This is a genomic window from Actinomadura sp. 3N407 (genome assembly GCF_052245875.1).
In the GTDB taxonomy this organism is placed as follows: Bacteria; Actinomycetota; Actinomycetes; order Streptosporangiales; family Streptosporangiaceae; genus Spirillospora.
Map to the genome: position 1 here is coordinate 113772 of NZ_JBQQBP010000009.1, position 20750 is coordinate 134521.

General features: G+C 67.9%; 17 protein-coding genes, 1 tRNA gene and 2 pseudogenes. 8 read left to right on the top strand and 12 right to left on the bottom strand.

What is annotated here, in order from left to right:
* Positions 1-75: 75 nt before the first annotated feature.
* Together ACTWPP_RS23250 and dcd are read right to left on the bottom strand one after the other, a co-directional pair.
* Positions 76-1332 carry a quaternary amine ABC transporter ATP-binding protein gene (locus ACTWPP_RS23250; RefSeq protein WP_443106444.1) on the bottom strand — a complete coding sequence of 419 codons (1257 nt, stop codon included), beginning with the start codon at positions 1330-1332 and terminating at the stop codon, positions 76-78.
* Positions 1333-1534: 202 nt separating this feature from the next.
* Entirely contained in the window at positions 1535-2110 is a 576-nt protein-coding gene (dcd, locus tag ACTWPP_RS23255) for a dCTP deaminase (RefSeq protein ID WP_443106445.1), read from the bottom strand.
* Positions 2111-2191: 81 nt separating this feature from the next.
* On the opposite strand from dcd, the gene ACTWPP_RS23260 reads away from it, so the two are divergent.
* A tRNA-Gly gene (locus ACTWPP_RS23260) sits at positions 2192-2265 on the top strand.
* Between the two features lie 223 nt (positions 2266-2488).
* On the opposite strand, the pseudogene ACTWPP_RS23265 reads toward ACTWPP_RS23260, so the two are convergent.
* Together ACTWPP_RS23265 and ACTWPP_RS23270 are read right to left on the bottom strand one after the other, a co-directional pair.
* Positions 2489-3017: pseudogene (locus ACTWPP_RS23265) on the bottom strand (IS5 family transposase); the annotation flags it as partial.
* A gap of 258 nt (positions 3018-3275) precedes the next feature.
* The gene (locus tag ACTWPP_RS23270) at positions 3276-3698 is read right to left on the bottom strand and encodes a transcriptional repressor (protein ID WP_443106446.1); all 423 of its coding nucleotides are present in this window, start codon (positions 3696-3698) and stop codon (positions 3276-3278) included.
* A 247-nt stretch (positions 3699-3945) separates the two neighbouring features.
* On the opposite strand from ACTWPP_RS23270, the gene ACTWPP_RS23275 reads away from it, so the two are divergent.
* On the top strand, positions 3946-5004 hold the full coding sequence (locus ACTWPP_RS23275; RefSeq protein ID WP_443106447.1) for a DUF2330 domain-containing protein: 1059 nt from the start codon (positions 3946-3948) through the stop codon (positions 5002-5004).
* A gap of 255 nt (positions 5005-5259) precedes the next feature.
* On the opposite strand, the gene ACTWPP_RS23280 is transcribed toward ACTWPP_RS23275, so the two are convergent.
* A complete protein-coding gene (locus ACTWPP_RS23280) occupies positions 5260-5916 on the bottom strand; it encodes a hypothetical protein (protein ID WP_443106448.1) in 657 nt (218 codons plus the stop codon).
* 310 nt (positions 5917-6226) lie between these two features.
* Here ACTWPP_RS23280 and ACTWPP_RS23285 point away from each other — a divergent pair, with 310 nt between their 5' ends.
* Positions 6227-8482 carry an esterase-like activity of phytase family protein gene (locus ACTWPP_RS23285; RefSeq protein ID WP_443106449.1) on the top strand — a complete coding sequence of 752 codons (2256 nt, stop codon included), beginning with the start codon at positions 6227-6229 and terminating at the stop codon, positions 8480-8482.
* Here ACTWPP_RS23285 and ACTWPP_RS23290 read toward each other — a convergent pair.
* Positions 8443-8847 (bottom strand): hypothetical protein, encoded by a 405-nt coding sequence (locus ACTWPP_RS23290; protein ID WP_443106450.1) that lies wholly within the window; start codon positions 8845-8847, stop codon positions 8443-8445. The two genes, ACTWPP_RS23285 and ACTWPP_RS23290, sit on opposite strands and share 40 nt — an antisense overlap.
* Positions 8844-9140, bottom strand: a complete 297-nt coding sequence (locus ACTWPP_RS23295; protein ID WP_443106451.1) for a hypothetical protein — start codon at positions 9138-9140, stop codon at positions 8844-8846. The genes ACTWPP_RS23290 and ACTWPP_RS23295 overlap by 4 nt, the downstream gene beginning before the upstream one ends.
* 29 nt (positions 9141-9169) lie before the next feature.
* Between ACTWPP_RS23295 and ACTWPP_RS23300 the strand changes: the two genes are divergently transcribed.
* The 4 genes and pseudogenes from ACTWPP_RS23300 (at position 9170) to rsrA (ending at position 12606) form a co-directional block, all read left to right on the top strand.
* On the top strand, positions 9170-9580 hold the full coding sequence (locus ACTWPP_RS23300; RefSeq protein ID WP_443106452.1) for a molybdopterin dinucleotide binding domain-containing protein: 411 nt from the start codon (positions 9170-9172) through the stop codon (positions 9578-9580).
* Between the two features lie 783 nt (positions 9581-10363).
* Entirely contained in the window at positions 10364-11023 is a 660-nt protein-coding gene (locus tag ACTWPP_RS23305) for an RNA polymerase sigma factor (protein ID WP_443106453.1), read from the top strand.
* Positions 11024-12036: 1013 nt separating this feature from the next.
* A pseudogene (locus tag ACTWPP_RS23310) lies at positions 12037-12255 on the top strand (hypothetical protein); the annotation flags it as partial.
* A gap of 51 nt (positions 12256-12306) precedes the next feature.
* Entirely contained in the window at positions 12307-12606 is a 300-nt protein-coding gene (rsrA, locus tag ACTWPP_RS23315) for a mycothiol system anti-sigma-R factor (RefSeq protein ID WP_443106695.1), read from the top strand.
* A 1412-nt stretch (positions 12607-14018) separates the two neighbouring features.
* Here the strand turns inward: rsrA and ACTWPP_RS23320 are convergent.
* From ACTWPP_RS23320 to ACTWPP_RS23330, 3 genes are all read right to left on the bottom strand, one after another.
* A complete protein-coding gene (locus ACTWPP_RS23320) occupies positions 14019-14228 on the bottom strand; it encodes a hypothetical protein (protein ID WP_443106454.1) in 210 nt (69 codons plus the stop codon).
* Between the two features lie 685 nt (positions 14229-14913).
* Entirely contained in the window at positions 14914-15519 is a 606-nt protein-coding gene (locus ACTWPP_RS23325) for an ALF repeat-containing protein (protein ID WP_443106455.1), read from the bottom strand.
* A gap of 568 nt (positions 15520-16087) precedes the next feature.
* Positions 16088-16222, bottom strand: a complete 135-nt coding sequence (locus tag ACTWPP_RS23330) for a hypothetical protein (protein WP_443106456.1) — start codon at positions 16220-16222, stop codon at positions 16088-16090.
* A 505-nt stretch (positions 16223-16727) separates the two neighbouring features.
* Between ACTWPP_RS23330 and ACTWPP_RS23335 the strand changes: the two genes are divergently transcribed.
* A complete protein-coding gene (locus ACTWPP_RS23335; RefSeq protein WP_443106457.1) occupies positions 16728-17117 on the top strand; it encodes a VOC family protein in 390 nt (129 codons plus the stop codon).
* Between the two features lie 601 nt (positions 17118-17718).
* Here the strand turns inward: ACTWPP_RS23335 and ACTWPP_RS23340 are convergent.
* The gene (locus ACTWPP_RS23340; protein ID WP_443106458.1) at positions 17719-19089 is read right to left on the bottom strand and encodes an RICIN domain-containing protein; all 1371 of its coding nucleotides are present in this window, start codon (positions 19087-19089) and stop codon (positions 17719-17721) included.
* Between the two features lie 26 nt (positions 19090-19115).
* Positions 19116-20531: an endo-1,4-beta-xylanase gene (locus tag ACTWPP_RS23345; protein ID WP_443106459.1), complete on the bottom strand. Its 1416-nt coding sequence runs from the start codon at positions 20529-20531 to the stop codon at positions 19116-19118.
* Positions 20532-20750: the final 219 nt, after the last annotated feature.

Genomic DNA, 20750 nt, shown 5'->3' on the forward strand with positions numbered 1-20750 from the left:
TTGTCGGTGCACCAGCTCACCAGGCTGTCGAACCATTCGCCGACCGGCGCCCGGGGCAGCTCGATCGCGCGCACGTCAGTCGTCAACGCCACTGCCCTCCTTCGTCAGCGCCAGTTCCGGCTCTTCCTCGTCGACGACCTCGTCCACATTCGAGTTGATCGCGCCGAGTGCCGTCAACAGCGTCACCCGTGGGATCACGCCGATCAGCGTCCCGTCCTCGTCCGCGACCGGCACCGGCAGGTCGCTCTCGGCGCACCGGACGAACAGGTCCGCGACGGGGGTGTCGGGCGCCACGGGCTCCGGGTCCTCCGGGTCGATCAGCCCGTCGAGCTTCTGGACGTTGTCCTGCACCGCGTCCGCGATCACCGTGGCGCGGACCCGGCCGATCAGCTTCCGGTCCCGCCCGATCACGAACGCCGCCGACGTCTGGTGCTCGCGCATCGTGCGCAGCGCCGTCCGCGGACCCGTCGTCGACAGTACCGTGACCAGCGGTTTCTCCATGACCGAGGACGCCGTCAGCACCCTGGTACGGTCCACGTCCGCCACGAACTGCGCGACATAGTCGTTGGCCGGGTCGGTGAGGATCTCCTCGGCCGTCCCGATCTGCACGATCCGGCCCTCCCGCATCACCGCGATGCGGTCCCCGATGCGCATGGCCTCGTTCAGATCGTGGGTGATGAACACGATCGTCTTGCCGAACTGTCCTTGCAGATCCAGCAGCAGGTCCTGGACCTCCCGGCGGATCAGCGGGTCCAGCGCGCTGAACGCCTCGTCCATCAGGATGATGTCGGTTTCCGCAGCGAGCGCGCGGGCGAGCCCCACACGCTGCTGCATGCCGCCCGACAACTGACGGGGAACCTTGTCCTCCCAGCCTTCCAGGCCCACCAGCCTCAGGAACTCTCGAGCCTTCTTCTCTCGTTCGTCCTTCGGGACGCCGCGGACCTCGAGCCCGTAGGCGGCATTCGCCAGAACCGTCCGGTGAGGGAAGAGCGCGAAGTGCTGGAAGACCATGCTGACCTTGTTCTGCCGCAGCGCCCGCAGGGCCTTCGGCGGCATCTTCGCGATGTCCTCGCCGTCGATCTCGACGCTCCCGGAGGTGACCCCGAGCAGTCCGTTCAGCATCCGGATGAGGGTGGACTTCCCGGACCCCGACAGGCCCATGACCACGAAGATCTCACCCTCGCGGACTTCGAACGAGGCGTCCACCACCGCCGGTGTGACCCCGAGGTCGCGGATCGCCTTCAGATCGGCGCCCGCCTTGAGTTTCCGTTGTGCCTCGGCCGACTTACGGCCGAAGAGTTTGGTGACGCTTTCCGCGCGGAGTACTGACACGATCTCCTTTCGGGTTCCCACGGCCGGGGGAGGCGCGGAAACGGGTCGCCTTATCCGTCCAGGCGCCCGGACGTGACGACCTCATGCAATGAGATCGTCAACCAGACGCCAAACCAGTGCGTCGCCCGAAACTACCCGTTCAGAGAACATGTTTCATCTTTTGGTGCGTTTCGTCACGTTGGGGTCACGAATCGAGCACGTTCTACACCTTCGTTCGGTGGAAGTTCAGGTACGACCGCGACGGCGTCGGTCCCCGCTGATCCTGGTACCGCGACCCGTACCGCTTCGCCCCGTAGGGGTACTCCGCCGGCGAACTCGTCCGGAAAAGGCACATCTGCCCGATCTTCATCCCCGGCCACAGCTTGATCGGCAGCGTCGCCACGTTCGACAGCTCCAGCGTCACATGCCCGGCGAACCCCGGATCGATCCACCCCGCCGTCGAGTGCGTCAGCAACCCCAGCCGCCCCAGGGAGCTCTTCCCCTCCAGCCTCGCCGCCAGATCGTCCGGCAACCCGAACACCTCGTACGTAGACGCCAGCACGAACTCCCCGGGATGCAGCACGAACGCCTCCTCGGCGTCCACCTCCACCATCCGGGTCAGATCCGGCTGCTCCACAGCCGGATCGATGTGCGGATACTTGTGGTTCTCGAACACCCGGAACCACCGGTCCAGCCGCACGTCCACACTGGACGGCTGGACCATCCCCGGCTCATACGGGTCGATCTTCACCCGCCCAGACTCGAGCTCGGCCCTGATGTCGCGATCGGAGAGCAGCACGCCAGAAAAACTATCCCACCCAAGCCGCACCAACGATCCGGTACAGTATCCACAGCATGGCGGCCCCACCGGCCCGCCCACGCGGGTGTAGTTCAATGGTAGAACTTCAGCTTCCCAAGCTGACAGCGCGGGTTCGATTCCCGTCACCCGCTCCACTGACGAAGGCCCAGGCCAGTGGCGTACCACTGACTCTGGGCCTGTTCTGTTCATCAGCCACCGTGCCCGCTACGTGCCCGATCCCTCTGGCTTGCGCCCCTTCTGGGCCTTCTTGATCTTCTTGAGTTCCCGCTTGGCCATCTTGCCGAGCGACGAGGCGATCTCCCGGTCACGCTCCCGCCGCGCGTGCAGGTAGACCTGTGCCGCCCGCGTGGACGAGTGCACCCGAATCCCCGCCAGGACGTGCGGGAAGGCGGTGCAGTCGTTGACGTTGCCCGCGGTGACCACGATCGACAGCGGCAGGCCGCGCCCGTCGACGGCCAGGTGGACCTTGGTGGTCAGCCCGCCCCGGGACCGCCCGAGCGCCTGCCGTGCGGCCGGTGTCCGGTTCGTCCCGCCCGGTTCCCCCTTTTGCGGGCGCCGGCGGCGTGCTGGTGAGCGCGCACGATGGTGGAATCGACGCTGACGGTCCAGTCGAGGCGGCCGATGGAGTCGTCGTGGACCTGCACGTGCCTCAGGATGCGGTCAAGGTGCCGTCGGCGGCCCACCGCCGGTACCGCTCATAAACGGTCTTCCAGTTCCCGTACCGCTCGGGCAGGTCCCGCCACGGGACTCCCGTGGCCGGCTTCCACAGAATTCCGTTCAGCACCGTCCGGTGATCGGCCCATCGGCCACCCCGGGCGGGCTGCGCGGGCAAAAGCGGCTCGATCAGCCGCCACGCCGCATCGGTCAACTCATGCCGTCGCACCACGGCACACCATCAACCCACAGCCTCGAGATCGACCTCAGCGGAAGCCGAGATCCACCGGACACGGCCTAGAACCCTTGGACCTATCGGTGCATTGGGAGTGGCGGTGCCGCTGCCAATGGTGCGATGCGGTCGTTGAGGTGAACCCGCGTGGCCACGGCTATCAGGGGCCGGGTCGCTGCCCGTACATCGTTCACGACCGCACGCACGCGGACAGGCGCTGCACGCTGCCGACACCCGCCCCGGTGATCTTGGAAGGCCTCAGTGAGGAGGAACTCCGGCAGATCTGGCCGCTCCGCATGCCCTGTCCGCAGCGTTCGCACAGAGTGCTCCCACGGCCAGTCCGTCCACTGTCTCACCGCTCTGGTCCTGGATGGCGTCGATCGTGCCGTCCTGCCGGAGGGCCTGGAGATGGCGGTAGACCGTTGCGAGCCCGGTGCGCTCACCGCGGCGTCGCAGCTCGCCGTGGATGTCCTGGGCGCTGCGGAACTCCGGCACCTCGGCCAGGACCTGCGCGGTGCACGGTCCTCCAGCCGTCCGGGCGTCCAGAGCGAGAAGTCGGCGCCCTGGGAGTCCGCACAGAGCGCCATCCGCCAGAGGTCGGATACGTCCATCGGTGGCACCGGTTCTGCCCGCCTTCGGCGCGGACGGTTTCGAGGGTGGACTCGACCTCCGACCGACCATAGCCGTGGTGCCCCTCGATCACCCGGCTGCGGTACGTGCCAGCGCGGTCGCGCAGCGCGCCGATGGCCGGGACGATCGACTGCGGCGGGCGTTCGTCGAGGTGTTCCGGGACGCGTGCGCCGAACCTTCGGCCGACCTGAGACGCAGGCTGCGTTGGCGTTCCGAGCGGAACCAGGCGGCGGTGTCGACTGTCAAACCCCTTCGGGACGACGATCCAGGAGTGTCGGGGTTGCAGACATTTACGCGTGTGGTGACCGTACTGGGGCTGTTGCTCGCCTCGTCGGCGGCCTCGGTGGCGCAGCCGGCGTGGGCGTGCGGCTGCGGTGCGATGATCTCCGACAGCTCGGTCACGATCTCTGCGGAGACGTCGATCGTCCGTTATGACGCGGGGGCGCGCACCGAGGAGATCGTGATGCGGTTGTCGGCCGAGTCGTCGGAGAAGGACGCGGCCTGGCTGCTGCCCACGCCGTCTGAGGCCGCGGTACGGCTCGGCGAGCGCGGCTGGTTCGAGGAGCTCGACGCGCTCACCGAGCCGCGCGTGGTCACCCGGCGGATCTGGTTCCCCGACCTTGGCTTCGGCGACGGCGCCGGCGACGAAGCCGGGCCGGGCGGACGCGGCGGGGCCGTCGAGGTGCTCGGTGAACGCGACCTCGGGCCGTTCCGCGTGGCGACGCTCGACGCCGACGATCCGGACGCGCTGGCCGGCTGGCTGGCCCGCAACGGCTACCGGCTGAGTTCCGACCTGGAGAAGGCACTCGGTCCCTACGTCGAGCAGGGATGGAAGTACGTCGCGGTGAAGCTGCGAGCCGGTTCCGGGACCCTCACCGGCGAGCTCGACCCGCTGCGTGTCTCGTTCGCCTCGGACGAGCTCGTGTATCCGATGCGGCTGTCCCGCCTCGCCGAGAACACGCAACGGCTGCACCTGTTCGTGCTGGGCGAGCATCGGGTGCGGCAGACTACCGGCGCGCGGATGCGGCTGGCCTTCGCCGGGGAGGTGACGCCCGGGCAGGTCGACTCCCCGGAACTGCGGACATTCCTCGGGGAGGGCCTGTTCATGACCGAACTCATCGACGGCGGGATCGATCCCGAGCAGATCGTCGACGACTACCGCTTCACCGCGACGGACAACGAGCCCTACCGGCAGGTCGTCTACAAACGGGAGGTCGTCCGGTTCCTGGGCATGCCGGCCGGCTGGCTGATCGTCTTCACCACCGGCGGTCTGGCCGTGGTGCTGGGCGCCGTGCTACTGATGCGCCTCCGCTCCCGAGGAAACCTGACCCGGCACCCCCGCCGACGGGGTACGTGAGGACCGGACGCATAAGGGGGCCGTGCGGGTTCCTGGCTCGGCGGGGCGCCTCGGCGGAGGCGGGCCAGGACAACGGTGGCCACGAGCAGGCTCGCACCGCCGGCCACCGTGAACGTCCTCGGACCGGTCGGCCCCTGGACCGACCGGGTGGGCGAGGGTGACGGAGCCGTCGATCAGGTCGGTGGGTACGTATCCCCTTCATTCATTGGGGGAGACCCGCCCGCACACCGCAGATCCCGCTGGGCGTGTCACGCATCACGGCGAACCTCGGTGGGGCGGCGCACTGGGGATGACGTTCGGCGGGAGCCATTCGGTGGTTCGGTAATCGCCCTTGTCGACGTAGGCGAACGGTGCCGGGCCCTGGCACCGTGCTGACGAGGTCGTGTCGCCCGGGTCCATGAACCAGGAGAAACCCAGCCGGTCGGGACGGCCCTTGCCCGAATCGTGGACGGAGAATCCGCGGCGGACGCCCTTCAGCCCGGAGATGTCGGGCTGGCCGGCGCCGAAGGCGACGGCTCCATCGATCACGCCGGTGAACGTTGCGGTCCGGCCGCCGACGACGAGGCAGTCGACATGCCCCCAGAATCTGACGCCGTTCTTGTGGCTCTTGTCGCTGTAATGGGCGACGGAGAACGTGCCCGTGGTACCGGGCACCCTTGAGGGCGGGTGTCCCTCCACGGCCAACCCCGAGGCCTTGAACGCGAACTCGCGGTCCTGTTCGTCGCCGAAATAGATGTGTCCCCAGCCGGAGATCGAGGGACCTTCAGGTTCGGTACGGTCCGCGGGCGCGGCCCATGCGGCGGTGCTCGACGCGGTGGTCGTCAGTGCCGCCAGCAACGCACCGGCGGCGAAAGCGCGGCGACGCGGTTTTCCGGGCTTGCCAGCGGCTTTGCGGATCGCTCCATCGGACATCGGCCCCTCCTCGGGATTCCTGGTGTGCCTGCTCCGCCAACCTTCGCCCTGCGGGCGCGATCCCTCCTCCCCACGGCAGGGGAGGCAGGTCCCTCGCATGGGGGAATCTCTCGCGGAACGCCGACAGGACTTGCGGTCACGACTTGCGGTTACGTCGTCGGGATCCGCGCTGCGGGGTGATGTGGCCTGTGCCGGTCACCGGTGGCTGTCACCTGCGATCTTCACCGGAGGTATGCCCGGGGTTCGCCGTCAGGACGCCGTGCGCTGCCAGGTTGCTTCTGCATCGTCGGCGAACGGACGGGGAGTCTGGATGAGGTCACGCGTCGGACAGGTGAGTCTGGCCACCACCGCCATCACGATCGGGCTGGCCGGATCGGTCGCCGCGCCCTCGGCGGAGGCGGGCCCGAGGCGGCTGTTCGAGCGGACGGCCACCTACCCGGTCTTCGAGAACCGTCCTGCCGGGACGCCAGCCGAGGACGAGACCGTGGCCGAGATCAGTGCGGTCAGCCGGGACGGGCGGACGCTGGTCTACACCGACGCGGCGGCCGCGAGGCTGGGGTTTCTGGACATCTCCGACCCGGACAGGCCGCGGGGGCTCGGAACACTCCAGCTGGCTGAGGGACAGGAGCCCACTTCCGTCACCGTGGCCGGGCCGTATGTGCTGGCCGTCATCGACACCAGCGAGAGCTACAGCGACCCGTCCGGCCGTCTGGACGTGATCCGGCTCGCCGACCGTACCCGGGTGCGCAGCCTGGAATTGGGCGGGCAGCCCGACTCGATCGCGCTCAGCGAGGACGGGCGTCACGCGGCGCTCGCCATCGAGAACGAGCGGGACGAGGACGCGGGCGACGGGGGCCTGCCGCAGGCCCCCGCCGGGTTCCTGCAGATCCTCGACCTCGACGGCGCCGACCCGGCGGGCTGGGGGCTGCGCAAGGTGCCCTTCACGGCGGCGGACGGCAGCGCGCTGCCGGCGTTCGTCCGGGCCGGGCTGGACACCCCGGCCGACCCCGAGCCCGAGTACGTCACGATCAACGACGCGGGCAAGGTCGCCGTGACGCTGCAGGAGAACAACGGCGTCGCCGTCGTCGCTCTGCGCACCGGAAAGGTCGAGCGGGTCTTCTCGGCGGGCACGGTGACCGTCACCGGCATCGACACCGACGACGACGGTTCGGTGAACCTCACCGGGTCCATCAGGGACGTTCCGCGTGAGCCCGACGCCGTCGCCTGGATCGACGACCGCACCCTGGCCACCGCGAACGAGGGCGACTGGAAGGGCGGCAGCCGAGGCTGGACCGTCTTCAGCGACACCGGCGAAGTCCTGTGGGACGCGGGCAGCGCCTTCGAACACCTCGCCGTCCGTTACGGCCATCACAACGACGACCGCGCGGGCAAGAAGGGCACCGAGCCGGAAGGGCTGGCCGTTGCGACCTACCGGGGCCGCCGGTACGCCTTCGTCGCCTCCGAGCGGGCCAACTTCGTCGCCGTCTACGACGTCTCCCGGCCGTCCTGGCCGAGGTTCGTGCAGTTCCTGCCGGCCAACGCCGGGCCGGAGGGGCTGCTGCCGGTGCCGTCGCGGGGCCTCCTCGTCGTCTCCAGCGAGGAGGACGACGCCGAGGCCGGACTGCGGGCGGGCGTTCAGATCTTCCGGCTGGGCAAGCCCGGCGTGCCCGGGCTCGTAGCCAGGGAGCCGATCGGCTGGGGTGCGCTGTCGGGCCTGTCGCCGGTGCCCGGCGATCGGCACGGGCTGTACGCGGTGTCGGACTCGGTCTACACCCCCACCCGGATCTACCGGATCGACACCAAGGGCCGCCCGGCCACGATCACCGGGGCCGTGACCGTCACCAAGGGCGGCGTACCGGCCGGCTACGACGCCGAGGGCGTCATCGCCCGGCCCCGCGGCGGGTTCTGGATGGCGTCCGAGGGCGACGCCGGCAAGACCGGCACCCTTTACCGGCGGAACCTGCTCGTCCGGCTGGACGAGCGGGGCGCCGCCCAACGGGAGATCCCGCTGCCGGACGACCTCGCCGCACGGGTGGGCAAGCAGGGTCTTGAGGGAATCGCGGTGACCGGGACCGCCTCCGCCGAGCAGGTCTGGGTGACGATGCAGCGGCCGCTGCCGGGCGATCCGGCCGACGTGGTCCGGCTGGGCCGTTACAGCGCCGCCACCGGCGCGTGGGCCTGGTTCGGCTACAGGCTGGAGCCGTCGGCCTCGTCCAGCAACTGGAACGGGCTGTCGGAACTGATCGTGGTGGGCGACCGGCTCGCGGTGGTCGAGCGGGACAAGGCCGGCGGCCCGGCCGCGGCGCACAAGAAGATCTACTCCGTGCCGCTGCCTTCCAGGACGCCCGCCGCGGGAACCCTTCCGGTGCTGCGCAAGCGGCTCGTCCGTGACCTGCTGCCGGACCTGCGGGGCTTCGGCGGCCACGTCCAGGAGAAGGTCGAGGGCCTGGCCGTCGACGGAAGCGGCCGCGTCTGGGTGGTCACCGACAACGACGGTGTCCAGGACGCGACCGGCGAAACCGTCTTCTACTCTCCCGGAAGGACCCGGAAGCTGTTCGGCCGCTGAAGCCCGGCCGGGTCGTCGCACCGTTCGGCGACACCGTCGTTCCAGCCGGCGCGCCGGGGCCACGACAGCGTCGAGCGCTGACCACCGACCGCACCCACGGATGCCGCGATCACGGCCTTGGTCAGCGGGGAATGATCTGGGTGTCGTCCGGTGATTCGGGGGTCGCGTTTGAAGGCGGCGGCCGGCTGGAAGTGCGGCGGGATGGGTTTGCCCTCGCTGGAGCGGGCCACCATGGCGGCGTCGCAGGAGCTGCAGAGCAGCGCCTGGTTCCAGCTGGTGATGGACAGCTGGGTACCTCGCGAGAACTGGGTGAGGGCCCGGGGCCGCTGGACCAGATCGGTGCCGCCGCAGGTGGCGCAGCTCACCGCGGCGTCGCGAGGGAACGAGGCGCCACATGCCTCGCAGTCGATTTGAATGCCGTCTGGTCCAGGTGGTCTAGGTCACGGCCACGGCGGCGGGCCCCGAGCGGGCGGACGGCACCCGCGACGGCGGTGTCGCCGGAGCGGCCGGGTACCGTGCTCGGCTCGCGGACCGTGCGTGTCTCAGCCGGTCCCCGGGAGAGGCCACGCGGCTTGACTGCGTAGCGGACGGCGATGAGGCTGTCGCGTTCGAGGTCTTTGAGGACCTTGTTGAGGGAAGGGCGTTGGACGCCGAGCATCGCGGCCAGGGTGTGCTGGGGAAGGGGACGTGGTCGTCAACGGCTTCGTCGAGCAGCAGCCGGGCGAGTTCCTGGGTAAGGGTGCCACCCAGCAGGCCGAGACGCGGGCTTGGGAGGACGCGGGCTTGGCTGGTCATGGGCCGTTGGCGACGCTGCCCTACCCCGGCGCACGCCCCCGCTCCGATCCCGAATGGGCGTTTGTGCTGTCGGCGGGCGAACGCCGAGCCTTCACCGCCAATCCCATCATCCGCGACCCCGCCTGGCGCCGCCGCGATCCGACCGGAACCCTGCGCATGAACGACGACGACGCCGCGCGTCTCGGCTTGGCCGCTGGAGACTGCGCCCACCTCACCACCCGCCGGGCCGCCACCGAGGTGACGGTCGAGCCGACCGACCGTTGCGCCCCGGACACCTGTCCCTGCCCAACGGCTACGGACTGACCACCACCGGCGGCCACGTCGGGACGGCGGCCCAACGAGCTGACCTGCACCGAAGACCGCGACTCGTGGGCGGGCACACCCTGGCACAAATACGCACCCGCCAGGCTGGAGCCCCCCCACCGCCCTCCCACACCGCCGACCGTCGAGTGAGCCGCGGCCCGAACCGATCACTAGACCTGACTCTCACAGGTCTAGTGATCGGCCGGTTGAAGCGGAGAAACAGCTGCTCTCCCGGCCCTGAGCTGGCATTTTCACGCCAGTTCATCGACGGGGACCTCAGTGATGTCTAAATGTCACCGCGTTCCTTCGGGAGGAATCCACTCATGGGCTCTGCTCATCTGAATGATGCACCGTATGAAGAGGCTGCTGCCCCGATGGCGGTCGTGCCGTCGTCACAGAACGATGAGCCGGTAGATCCGATTGGTTCTCCGACTGCCTCTCCGGTGGATGTCTCCACCGGCGGGAGTGGAGGCACTTCCAGGGAACGTCCAGGTGGTCCTGCCGGAACGGGAGGGCGGGGGCGGGACGGAGGGGAGCTGCAGCTCGTATTCACCAACGTGCTGCTTTCGGTGGTCGGCGCGTACGGCGTCACCGGGTCGGTGGTGATAACGATGAGCGCCGCGGTCATCGCGCTGCTCGTGACCGCCGTGGTCGCACGACGCCGTTGATCCTGGCGCCGCCGAAGAAAATCTCGGTCGTGATTTCACGCCTGGGCTCATTCGCGGACCTAGGTCCCGAGTGTGAGTCCAGGCGTTGGAGGACAGTGGCGATGGAGGACTGCCGATGGCCGAAGCCAAACGATCGTCTGTCGCAGGTGGACCGGTACCTGCCGAGGACCCCGAGGAGCAGTTCACCGTGTTCTTCCGGCAGCACTATCGCGGTGCTGTTGGAATGATCATTCTTCTGGACGGGAGTCGGGAGGAAGCCGAGGACGCCACGCAGCGGGCCTTCGAGGACGCCTACCGGAACTGGGCCACGATCCGCTCTCCGTCGGCATGGGTCCGCGTGGCGGCCCGCAACCACTTCATCAAGGCCCGCACCAGAGACCGCAACCTTCAGCAACGGGCGATTGAACTGCATCAGATGATGCGTCTCGACGAGGAGACGGACCAGGATCTGATGGCCCAGTGGGTCGACCTGAACTGGATCGAGCAGGTACTGGCCGAGTTGCCGCCCGGCCAGCGCCAGATCGTGCGCTGCATATTCGAGGGATTGTCGACGAAGCAGATCGCCGAACTGCTGGGCAAGAACGAGCCCAATGTCCGCTCCCACCTACGCCATGCCCGCAACCGCCTCAAGGATCGCCTTGCCTTGATCGCTCCACGTCGCACCCCGCCGACCACAACGGCGGCTCACCCCCCGGCCGCCTTGTGGGCGAGCCCGCCACAAGTCAGCTCGTCTGATCACGTCCTGCCGGAACCGGGAAAGGAGGAGGCCAAGTGAACGAGCGCAAATGCTACGATACCGACGACTGTGACCAGCACGATCTGCAGGTGAACTTCCCCGGGTCTGAGATGCCTCTGGTCATCGGCGGCGGCATGCACGATGACCTGGAAGAGGCGACGGGGCAACTGCTGGGGGATGTACTGGACCTGGTCGATCGAGCCACCGATTACCTGACCCCGGATCAAATCGAGGACCGCCTGCGGCAGGTTCTGGGCTCGGCTTCCGCGGCCGCTGACGAGCGGCCGCCCAGCAAAGGACCTCTCACCGAGCATGGGGTCGGGCCATTGGGTGAAGACCGTTCCGCGCCCGACGAGCTTATATGCTTGAGCGGCCAAGAGAACGCTTCTGTCGCAGGCTTGCCGGCGGGGGGTGCCCTGCCCGACTGGTCGGGGGGCGACTGCACGGTCCTGATCACCGACATCACCGGGTTCAGTTCGCCGTCGCGGACCGACGCCGACCGCCGGTACGTCCGGGAGGCCATGTACCGGCTGCTGGAGGAGGCGTTCGCCGCGTCCGGCCTCGCCCTCGCCGACTTCTACCAGGAGGACCGCGGCGACGGCGCCCTCATCGTCGTCCCGCCGACCACGCCGACCGAGGCCGTCATCGATCCGATGCTCGCGCACCTGCCGGCGGCGCTGCACCGCCACAACCGGCGCGCCGCCGAGGCCACCCGGATGCGGCTTCGGGCCGCGCTGCACGTGGGGCCCATCCAGGGCGGCCCTAATGGGGTGTCCGGCATCTCGGTCAGCACGGCATGCCGGATGGTGGACGCGCCCGCGGTGAAGAAGCGGGTCGCCGAGACGGGCGCCGACCTGGCCTTCGTCGCTTCCGACTTCGTCTACGACACGTTGATCACGTCCCCGCCCGGATTCGTCGACCCCGGCCGCTACGCGCGCATCCAGGCCCAGCCGAAGGAAACGTCGCTGTCGGCCATCCGCAACACCGACGATGCCTCAAGCGGCTATGAACGCGTACAGATCCGTGCGAAGAACTCGGAGGCTACCGGCTGGATGCGGCTCATAACCGCACACTCACCGGAAACCGAACTGTCGCCGCAGCAGACCCAGTTGCTGTCTTTGATCGCCCAGGGGATCACCGCAGACCAAGCCGCACGGCGACTGGGCGGTTCGGCCAGAGACCTTCGCCGGCGACTTCGAGACATCTGCGAGCAGCTGGAAGTGCGCACCCCAATCGAGGCCGTTGTCTGGGCTGCACGCCGTCAACTCCTAGAGCCGGCCACCCCGTCAACGGCCGAACCTGTCCACGAGACCACGCCGACCATGCGGGACTGCGCCAACTTCTTGACGAAGGCGGATCTGTATCTCGACGGCGAACTCGATGACGTGGCTATGGCCGAAGTTCGCGACCATCTCGGTGAGTGCCCCAACTGCCTGCGCGAATACGGCCTGCACCAGGCGCTCCAAACCATGGTCGGCCAGGCCGGCGGCGGAGATTTCGCTCCCACTGACCTCCACGGCAAGATCCTGTCCCGCCTCGCCCAACTCGGTGCTGACGAAGGAACCAACCCACCCAGCGAACGAGTTCGTATCGGCGGTGGCTGGGAAGCAAGCACGCCTTGAACCGCGACCGGAACCTCCACCCCGGCGCCGAGTTGGCCCCTCGAGGGACGCCGCGACGGGCAGCGTTGACGTGCTGGTGCCCGTCGGCCCTCGAGAGGGCTGGTACAGGAATTCGCGGTAACGGGCTGAGTCCGGCGTCGGTTCTGGGACGGGCAGCCTTGCTCAGCCCGGCCGGTCGGGAAGCAGGTCGGCCAGCGTGGCCCGCACGGCGGCTAGCACGGGGTCGAGGCCGTCCGGCCGATTCGGGAGGAGATCCGCCACAGCTTTCCTCAAAGCGTCCGAGCATGACCTGATCGCCAAGCTCGTGGAGGAGGGCAGCGCTCGTTGCCCTCAGCTGCTGCGCGACCAGCCATGGATGCCGGAGATGGCCGAGGTCGACCTTGAGGTCAATGACCGCTTCTTCGGCGAGACGGCGACCCGTCGCGTACCGCAGTTCGTGTTGGTCGTCTTCTCTACCGGAGAGAAGCAGACGGGAGGACAAACTCGGACGAAACTGGCGGGAGGCAAACGGGGGCAATCTCGCGTTTCCCTGGTCAGGAGTGGCGGGTCAGGTGGGAATCGACCCCACAGCCTCCGGATTAAAAGGACAAGCATCCGCCGCGCCACCTCAGCCTCCCCCGAGGCCGCCCCATCGTGGGGGACGGCCCCGTCCGGTGATGGCGGTGGGGGAGACCAGACCACCATCACCAGGCCCTTTTGATGCTCGGACGGCCCGCACGCTGCCGCTCCTGTTCGAGCGCCTCACGCAGCGCCGCCGAATCCGAACGGATCACCGTCGCATCGACGCCGGCGGCCGGGTCTCGCAGCGTCGCGACCCAGTCGCCGGGACGGTTCGTGTAGAAACTGACCCAAGCCCCTACCTAGCAAAAAATTCCACATGGCCGCATTGACGACAACGGTAAGCGGCCATCGGCAGTGACTCCTTCCCTTTCACTTTGACCCGACGGGAGAACATGCCGGTATAATCCACGTTGCCCTTGTACCAACGAGCCTGGTCGGGTTGGCTGATGTAGCTTGAGGTGTAGGGGGTTTCGGTTGTAAAGCCCCGGTCTAGGTCACTTGTTCCACAATGCGTGCATTTCGGGTTCATGGCCATCCTGGGATGCTAAGGCCCCGCCCAGTGGGTTGTGTGTCAGGCACGGGCCGAACGAGTACTCACAGGCACGACCGTCCTGAAAACCCTCTGGCCGACAAGCAACCGGCGCGCAACTCTTGGCTTGAGGCATGGCAACCGTGTATACGCTGGGGCCCGGTGGATCCCGCATCTGGCTTCACTCCCAGCCGTGCCCGTTACATGCCCGTCGGAGCGGGCGATCATGGTCGCGTACGGTCGCCAACGGGGAGATTCCCACATAGGCCCAGGTCAGAGGCATGATCCTCCAAACCTGGGCCTTGATCGTTTCATCACCCGATCAGCGCCGTGCAATTAGCGTGCAACTACGCCCACGGCACCAGTGACCCCGCCGCCCGTCGCCGTCCCGCTTCTGGTCGGCCTGGACGAGCGCGTTGAGCCCGTCCGCGATAGCCCGGTCAGCGCTGTTGGAACGGTGCTGATACCGCAGCGCGGCCCGCTCGTTGTCATGGCCCATGCGCGCCATCAGGTTGCGCAGCGAGACATCCATGTCGGCCGCGAGCGTGTTGCCCGTGTGCCGCAGGTCATGGAAGTGCAGGTTCGGGACGCTGAGCGCCTCAACGACCGGCTTCCACCGGGTCAGTTGTTGAACCTGCTACGCAAGTGGCGTCAGCCCGTACGGCGTCTACGACATGTGCGACAACACCTGGGACTGGTGCTCGACCGAGACCGAGCCCGGCCGCCACGAGCTGAAGGGAGCGCGTTCACGAGCCCCTTCCTCCGCTGCGCCCCATCCACGTTTAACGACGCCTCAGCAGACATGCTCGACGACGACACCGGCTTCCGTTGCGCAACCCCAGCCGAAACCATGCGAGTTCTGCTCAACGTGAGAGGCCAGTCAGCACCCTGACGCGCAGCGCCCGCAAACGAACACGCGACGCTCCGCTCCGCCGCCGGTTCGGCCGGACCGGGCATGCGGCCTCTCCGGCCGACCTGCTTCGGCCGACCGGCTCAGGCACCGATGTCGTGCGGCGCCGAACGGCCGCGATGAGCCGTGGTCGCTCGCAGACGTGGCCTTTGTGGTTCCTGTAGTACAGGAAGAGTTCCTCATCGCGCAGTCCAGAGGCTGGGCACCCGACCCTATGAAGGGCGAGATCTCCTTCACCGCGTAGACATGACCCACGTATGACCCATACGCGCCCCAGCCCAAGCAAGGCTGGGGCGCCGCCTGGACTTTAGTCGTCCACCTCGTACTGGCCTTGCTCCAGGAAGTACCGCAATGCTTCGGGAGAGCCATCGTCGAGGGCTTGGATCGCTGCTTCGCGGAGTGCCGCACTGATGGTCGGGTCGGCGAGCATGCGGGCGATGGCGACGCGGTCGTCCTCGGCCTGGGCGAGGCGATGGCCGGTCTCCAGGAAGGCGCGCAGGACGGCCGGTGAGCCGTTGTCGAGGGCCTTGTTGGCCTCCCTGATGACCGCCTTGTAGTTGTTCTGTCGAGCAATGAAGAGGATTCGGGCGATGGCGACGCGGTCGTCTTCGGCTTGGGCCACCGCGAGGCCGGTCTTCAGAAAGGTGCGCTGGTCTTCGATGGTCCCGTCCATGGCCTCCTGCGCGGCGGTGTTGACCGCCCTGCCCGTGTCCGGGTCGGCGATGATGCGCATGATGGCGATCCGGACCTCGTCGTCGGTCATCTCGTCCACCGGTTTGGTCGGGTCGTCCGTGACTGCGATGCGGGTGGGCGAGGAGCCGGCCGTGTCGGTTGCTAGCGAAGGGGTGGCGAACAGGAGCATCGGCGTCAGGGCGGTGGTCGCGATGGCCAGGGCGGCGAAGGGCAGCCTCACGTGTGGACCTTCCGGGTGAACGTGCAGGACAGGCACTTATCTGAAGATGGAAGAGCAGGGGTAGCGCGCAACGAGAGAGCGGGCGCACCCGAACCTGGGGCGTGGTCAGCTATCTGGAAATGCAGAACTGTGCACGATGGCACGAAGCCCGAGAGGCATAATAGAAGCGCACGTCGAAAGACGTACCGTAAGGAATTGGCTCCGGGTAGTCATCCGACCTCCTGGTAACGAGACCTCACCATCTCGCCGACCAGTCTTCCCGGCACCCCAGGATTAAAGATAACGCATTAATCCGCCACGCGAAAGGGCCTTCTTGGACGGGATGGACTCTGCTCGTGTGCTTCGCAATGAATCGCTTCAGGGGCTCTATGGCGTAGCGTGCGTGACTTTGGGGGGCTCCACCGCCCCAGACCCCGCGAGCCGGGGCGCTCATCCGCGCGACCTGATCTGTTTTCCTCTTGGTGCGCGGCGCTCCCGACAGCGCCCCGGGACGTGGCCCATCTCGATAATGCCTTCGGATGCTCGACATACAGAGCTTCAGTATGGCGATGGCTCGGGCAGTCTGGCCCTACCTCGTGTCTTCGGTGCGGCTGTCCAGGTATTCGATCAGCCGGACTTCGCTGCCCTTCAGCTGCTCCCGCTGTTCGGGCGGAAGGGACGCCAACATGTCGGGGAGCGGTCTGCTGCGTGGCACATGGACCATCGCGCCGGTGTAGATCCGGCAGCCGGAGCACCACGAGAACCCGATACACCGTTCATAGTGCGGAGACTCCGCCGGGTAGAAGCGGTACTGGTACGAGCGCACGGCTGTCCGACAGGCGGCGCAGACCCAGCGACCCTCCTCGCGGACGGTGTCCCAGGTGCTGACCTTGCGCCAGCGCGGCGGGCCGGATGATGCTCTTCAAATCGCCATGCGAGGCAGTATTCCTCAGCCGTCCGCAAGGTCGACGTGGACTCCGCAGGCGCGTGCGGACGAGCCTGTGGACCACGTCGCCCTGGCCGTTGGCTGACGAGCCGCAATGAACCCGAACGACCCAGCTCAGATACGTGAGCAAACGCGCGATGGTGATGAGTGCTCAGCAGCGCGACGTGGCGGCCGAGGGTCGACGACGCTGCAGCGACACCAGCAGAAGAGTGCATTTTTCGCTGAGCGTGACTGTCGGCCGTTTCAGGTCGTATAGCCGCCGTCCGTGGGAACCTAGGTCGGCATGGCGCCCAGTCTTGGCTATGTGATCCTGTATGTCCGCGACCTTGCCGCCTCGATCGCCTTCTATCGGGACGTGGTGGGGCTCACGTTCAAGTTCGAGGACGCGGGCTATGCGGAGTTCGCCACCGAGGTCACCAGGTTCGCGCTGTACGAGCAGCGTCGCGCCGACTGGCTGACTAACAGCCGGACCACGCCCGGCCCGGCGGCCGAAGTCGTCTTCATGGTCGAGGATGTTGACGCCGAGGCCCACCGGCTCAGGGAACTGGGGGCCACGATCCTCAGCGGCCCCGCAGACCGGCCGTGGGGACACCGGACGCTGCATGTCGCTGACCCCGACGGCTTCATCGTGGAGCTCGCGCAAGACATCCCGCGCCGTCGTTCTCGGCGCTAGTGCAGTCCACTGGCGGTGAAAATCCAACCGATCACCAAGCACGACACGCGCTCGTCGGCGAAGCCCGCGAGGTCTACGACATCGATGCGTTCGTCAGCGCCTCGCGGTGACGGGAACGCTCGATGCGCGCGGCCGTGGATGACCCCTGCGGGCCTCGCTGGTGTACGTCAACACCCTCATGCTCCAAGACGTCCTGGCCGAGCCCGACTGGACCGACCTGCCCCCGACCGGCGCGGCCTCACCCCGCTGTTCTGGTCGCACGTACGGCCCTACGGCGAAGTCCGCCTGGACCACATGGGCTGACGCCTGGCCATCGGGGCGGGGCCTGACGCACCCGACGGCGGGCCGGCATCGTGTGGGCCAGGAGCCAGGCCCGCTCATCGGTCTGCGGCTGCACCGTGAAGTGCACGCCGTCGGCCATCAGGATCTGGGTGATCGCGCCGAGCATGATGGTCTCGAACCGGCGGCCCTGGTGCCCCGGGAGCGTGGGCGCCCTCTTCGCAGCTTTAGAGATGGCGTATCTGCGCCAGTAGCCGTTCTTGGAGATGGACGACGGAGTGGAGCCAGGGCGTTCCTGGCTCCACTCCGTGATGCGGGCGTGTCATTGGAACTGTGCGAAGAACCTCCAGATCTCACCCTTGGTCCAGGTGGCGATGCCGCTCTCGTTGGGGGAGCCGTCGACCGGACCGGGTATGTGGCCTCCGTCGAACGCGGCCCATTGGACCGGGTACCCGGCGCGGCAGCCGGAGTAGAGGGTGGTGATGTGCGTCCGGCTGCCCGGTGCGGGTTCGCGCGGGCTCTGGGCTGTGCAGCCGTTGTTGGCGACGAACTTGTCTCGCAGCGACCGTCCTTGCGCGATGTTGAGGACGGAGTCGCTGATGCCGTGGATTCCGAAGTAGGCGACGGGCTGGGTGCCGCCGCTGCACCCGCTGATCTGGGCGCCGGAGATGACCGCGACGGCCCTGAAGGCGTTGGCCCGGGCGCAGGCGAGTGCGTAGCTCATACCGCCGCCCCAGCTGAAACCGGTGGCGAAGCGCTGTGTCGTGTTGACGCAGAGGCCGCTCTCGATTTGCCGGATCATGTCGTCGACGAAGGTGACGTCCTCACCGCCTGAATTGGCCCAGCCGTTGCCGAGGCCCTGGGGGGCGACGAGGATCGCGCTGTTGTTCGACTGTTCCTGTTGGCCGTAGTAGGACCAGGCGCTCCCGCTCGTTCCACCCGAGGCGACGTCGCCGGCGGTTCCGCCCCGCCAGTGGAACGCGAAGATCAGCCGGTAGGGGTGGCTGTTGTCGTAGTTGAGGGGGACTCTGAGGATGAAGCTGCGGCTCTTGCCGCCGCTCTGGATCGTGTGCGTACCGCTTGTGAGCGTCGGGGCGCTGCCGCATCCGCCGTCACCGCCGGACGACAGCTCGACCATCTTCCATTGCTGGTTGGCGCCGCCCCAGTCGGCGTACTGGACGACGTTGCCGCCGTCGGCCGTGGAGGCGCCTTGGACCTCCACGGCCTTGCCGCTGCTGCGGCTGATCAGCCGGACGTGGCCCCCGTCGGAGTCGGCCAGGCGGAACTGCTGGTTGGCCCCGTTGTGGTCGGACCACTGCTGGATCGCGGCACCGTCGGCCGTCGAGGCGCCGGCCACGTCGAGCACCTTGCCGGAATGCCGGGCTTTCAACCGGTAGAAGCCGCCGCCGGAGTCCAGGAACTGCCACTGCTGGTTGGCTCCGTCGTGGCGCGTCCATTGGCTGACTCGCGCTCCGTCGCCGGTTGAGGCGCCAGAGACGTCGAGCGCCTTGCCGCTGTTGCGATTGACCAGGACGTACCAGGCATCGGTGTCCACCGTCGCCGCCTCGGCCGGCGCCGGGTTCACCGCGACGAGCATGCCTGCAGCGAGGGCCGCCGCCACCGCGGCGGCGAACCGGGACCGCCGGCGATGCTTGCGCGGAGGGGCGGGGGAAGCCGGACCGTGGGTCTTCATCGATTCACCCTTTCGCTTGTGGCGGGTCAGGTGCGGGTCCAGCGCTGGTTGCTGCCGTTCCAGCAGGAGTAGAGCTGGATCGGGGTGCTGTTGGCGGTTCCGGCGGCGTCCAGGCAGAGGCCGGACTGGACGCCGACGATGGATCCGTCGGAGTTGAGCTGCCATTTCTGGTTGTCGCCGCCCCAGCAGCCGTAGATCTGGACTTTGGCGCCGTTGCCGGTGCCGGCGGCGTCCAGGCACTTGTCGCCGTAGACCCTGAGTTCGCCCGCGGCGGTGTGGGTCCACTGCTGGTTGGTGCCGTCGTGGCAGTCCCACAGCTGGAGCTGGGTGCCGTCGGTGGTGCTGGCGTTGGGCACGTCCAGGCAGCGGCCCGAGCCGACGCCCTTGATCGTTCCGCCGTCGGGAGGATTCGGCGAGGTGCCGCCGTTGAGGGCGTTGAGGACCGAGGTGTAGGCGGCCTTCTTGTTGCCGTTGCCGTCGAACAGCAGCGGCGTCTGCTCCGAGCGCCAGGAGTCGGTGTCGCGCACACCCCAGACGGTGATGCCGAGGCAGCGCGGGACGGCCAGGCAGTCGTTGGTCACGTTGGCGTACGTCGTGGGGGAGGCGCCCTGGATGTCCAGTTCGGTGATGGCCACGTCAACGCCGAGGGCGGCGAAGCTCTCCAGGGTGGTGCGGAAGTTGCTGTTGTAGGGGCTGCCGCTGTTGAAGTGGGACTGGAAGCCGACGCAGTCGATGGGCACGCCGCGCTGCTTGAAGTCGCGGACCATGGCGTACACGCCCTGGGTCTTGGCCCAGTTCCAGTTTTCGATGTTGTAGTCGTTGTAGCAGAGCTTGGCGGCCGGGTCGGCGGCGCGCGCGGTGCGGAAGGCGACCTCGATCCAGTCGTTGCCGGTGCGCTGCAGGTTGGAGTCGCGGCGGCCTCCCGAGTTGCCGTCTGCGAAGGCCTCGTTCACGACGTCCCACTGGACGATCTTGCCCCTGTAGTGGGCCATGACGCCGTTGATGTGGTCGATCATCGCCTGGCGCAGTGCGCCGCCGCTGAGGCTCTGCATCCAGCCGGGCTGCTGGGAGTGCCAGGCCAGGGTGTGGCCGCGTACCTCCTTGCCGTTCTGGACCGCCCAGTTGTAGACGCGGTCGGCGGCGGTGAAGTCGAACTGGCCTCGCTGGGGTTCGGTGGCGTCGATCTTCATTTCGTTCTCGGCGGTCACCGAGTTGAACTCGCGGTTCGCGATCGTGGTGTACACCGAGTCGTTCAGTCTGCCCGAGGCGATGGCGGTGCCGAAGTAGCGGCCGTTCTGCGCCGCCGCGGCGCCCAGTGTGCTCTCCGCGGCGGCTGCCGGTGACGGTGCCACCAGAGCGGCGGCCGCGCTGAGCACCCCGACGGCGCCTGCAAGGAGGGCCCGCCTGCGGGCCCGGGGCCTGGGCATGGCGTTCGTACGCACTTCTGTTCCTCCATGAATGAGGCGAGGTTCGGAAAGCACGGACACAGCCGTGCAACAGACGCCGCGCTCCATCACGGGAAACGCACACACCACCGGGGCGTCGCGGACTCAGTGTGCGAGCACTCGCAGTTCCCGTCAACATTTTCATAATGTTTCATTGCGAAGATCCGGCCGCCGGGTTGTGTGCGTGAACTACCAGCCGGTTTGCGCTCGAAACTT

Coding starts and splice junctions, on each gene's coding strand:
- ACTWPP_RS23330 (WP_443106456.1), bottom strand. CDS start 16,222: ATGGTCCATGTGCCACGCAGCAGACCGCTCCCCGACATGTTGGCGTCC.
- ACTWPP_RS23285 (WP_443106449.1), top strand. CDS start 6,227: ATGAGGTCACGCGTCGGACAGGTGAGTCTGGCCACCACCGCCATCACG.
- rsrA (WP_443106695.1), top strand. CDS start 12,307: ATGCGGGACTGCGCCAACTTCTTGACGAAGGCGGATCTGTATCTCGAC.
- ACTWPP_RS23320 (WP_443106454.1), bottom strand. CDS start 14,228: ATGGATGTCTCGCTGCGCAACCTGATGGCGCGCATGGGCCATGACAAC.
- ACTWPP_RS23305 (WP_443106453.1), top strand. CDS start 10,364: ATGGCCGAAGCCAAACGATCGTCTGTCGCAGGTGGACCGGTACCTGCC.
- ACTWPP_RS23270 (WP_443106446.1), bottom strand. CDS start 3,698: ATGGTCGGTCGGAGGTCGAGTCCACCCTCGAAACCGTCCGCGCCGAAG.
- ACTWPP_RS23340 (WP_443106458.1), bottom strand. CDS start 19,089: ATGAAGACCCACGGTCCGGCTTCCCCCGCCCCTCCGCGCAAGCATCGC.
- ACTWPP_RS23335 (WP_443106457.1), top strand. CDS start 16,728: ATGGCGCCCAGTCTTGGCTATGTGATCCTGTATGTCCGCGACCTTGCC.
- ACTWPP_RS23295 (WP_443106451.1), bottom strand. CDS start 9,140: ATGCTCGGCGTCCAACGCCCTTCCCTCAACAAGGTCCTCAAAGACCTC.
- ACTWPP_RS23280 (WP_443106448.1), bottom strand. CDS start 5,916: ATGTCCGATGGAGCGATCCGCAAAGCCGCTGGCAAGCCCGGAAAACCG.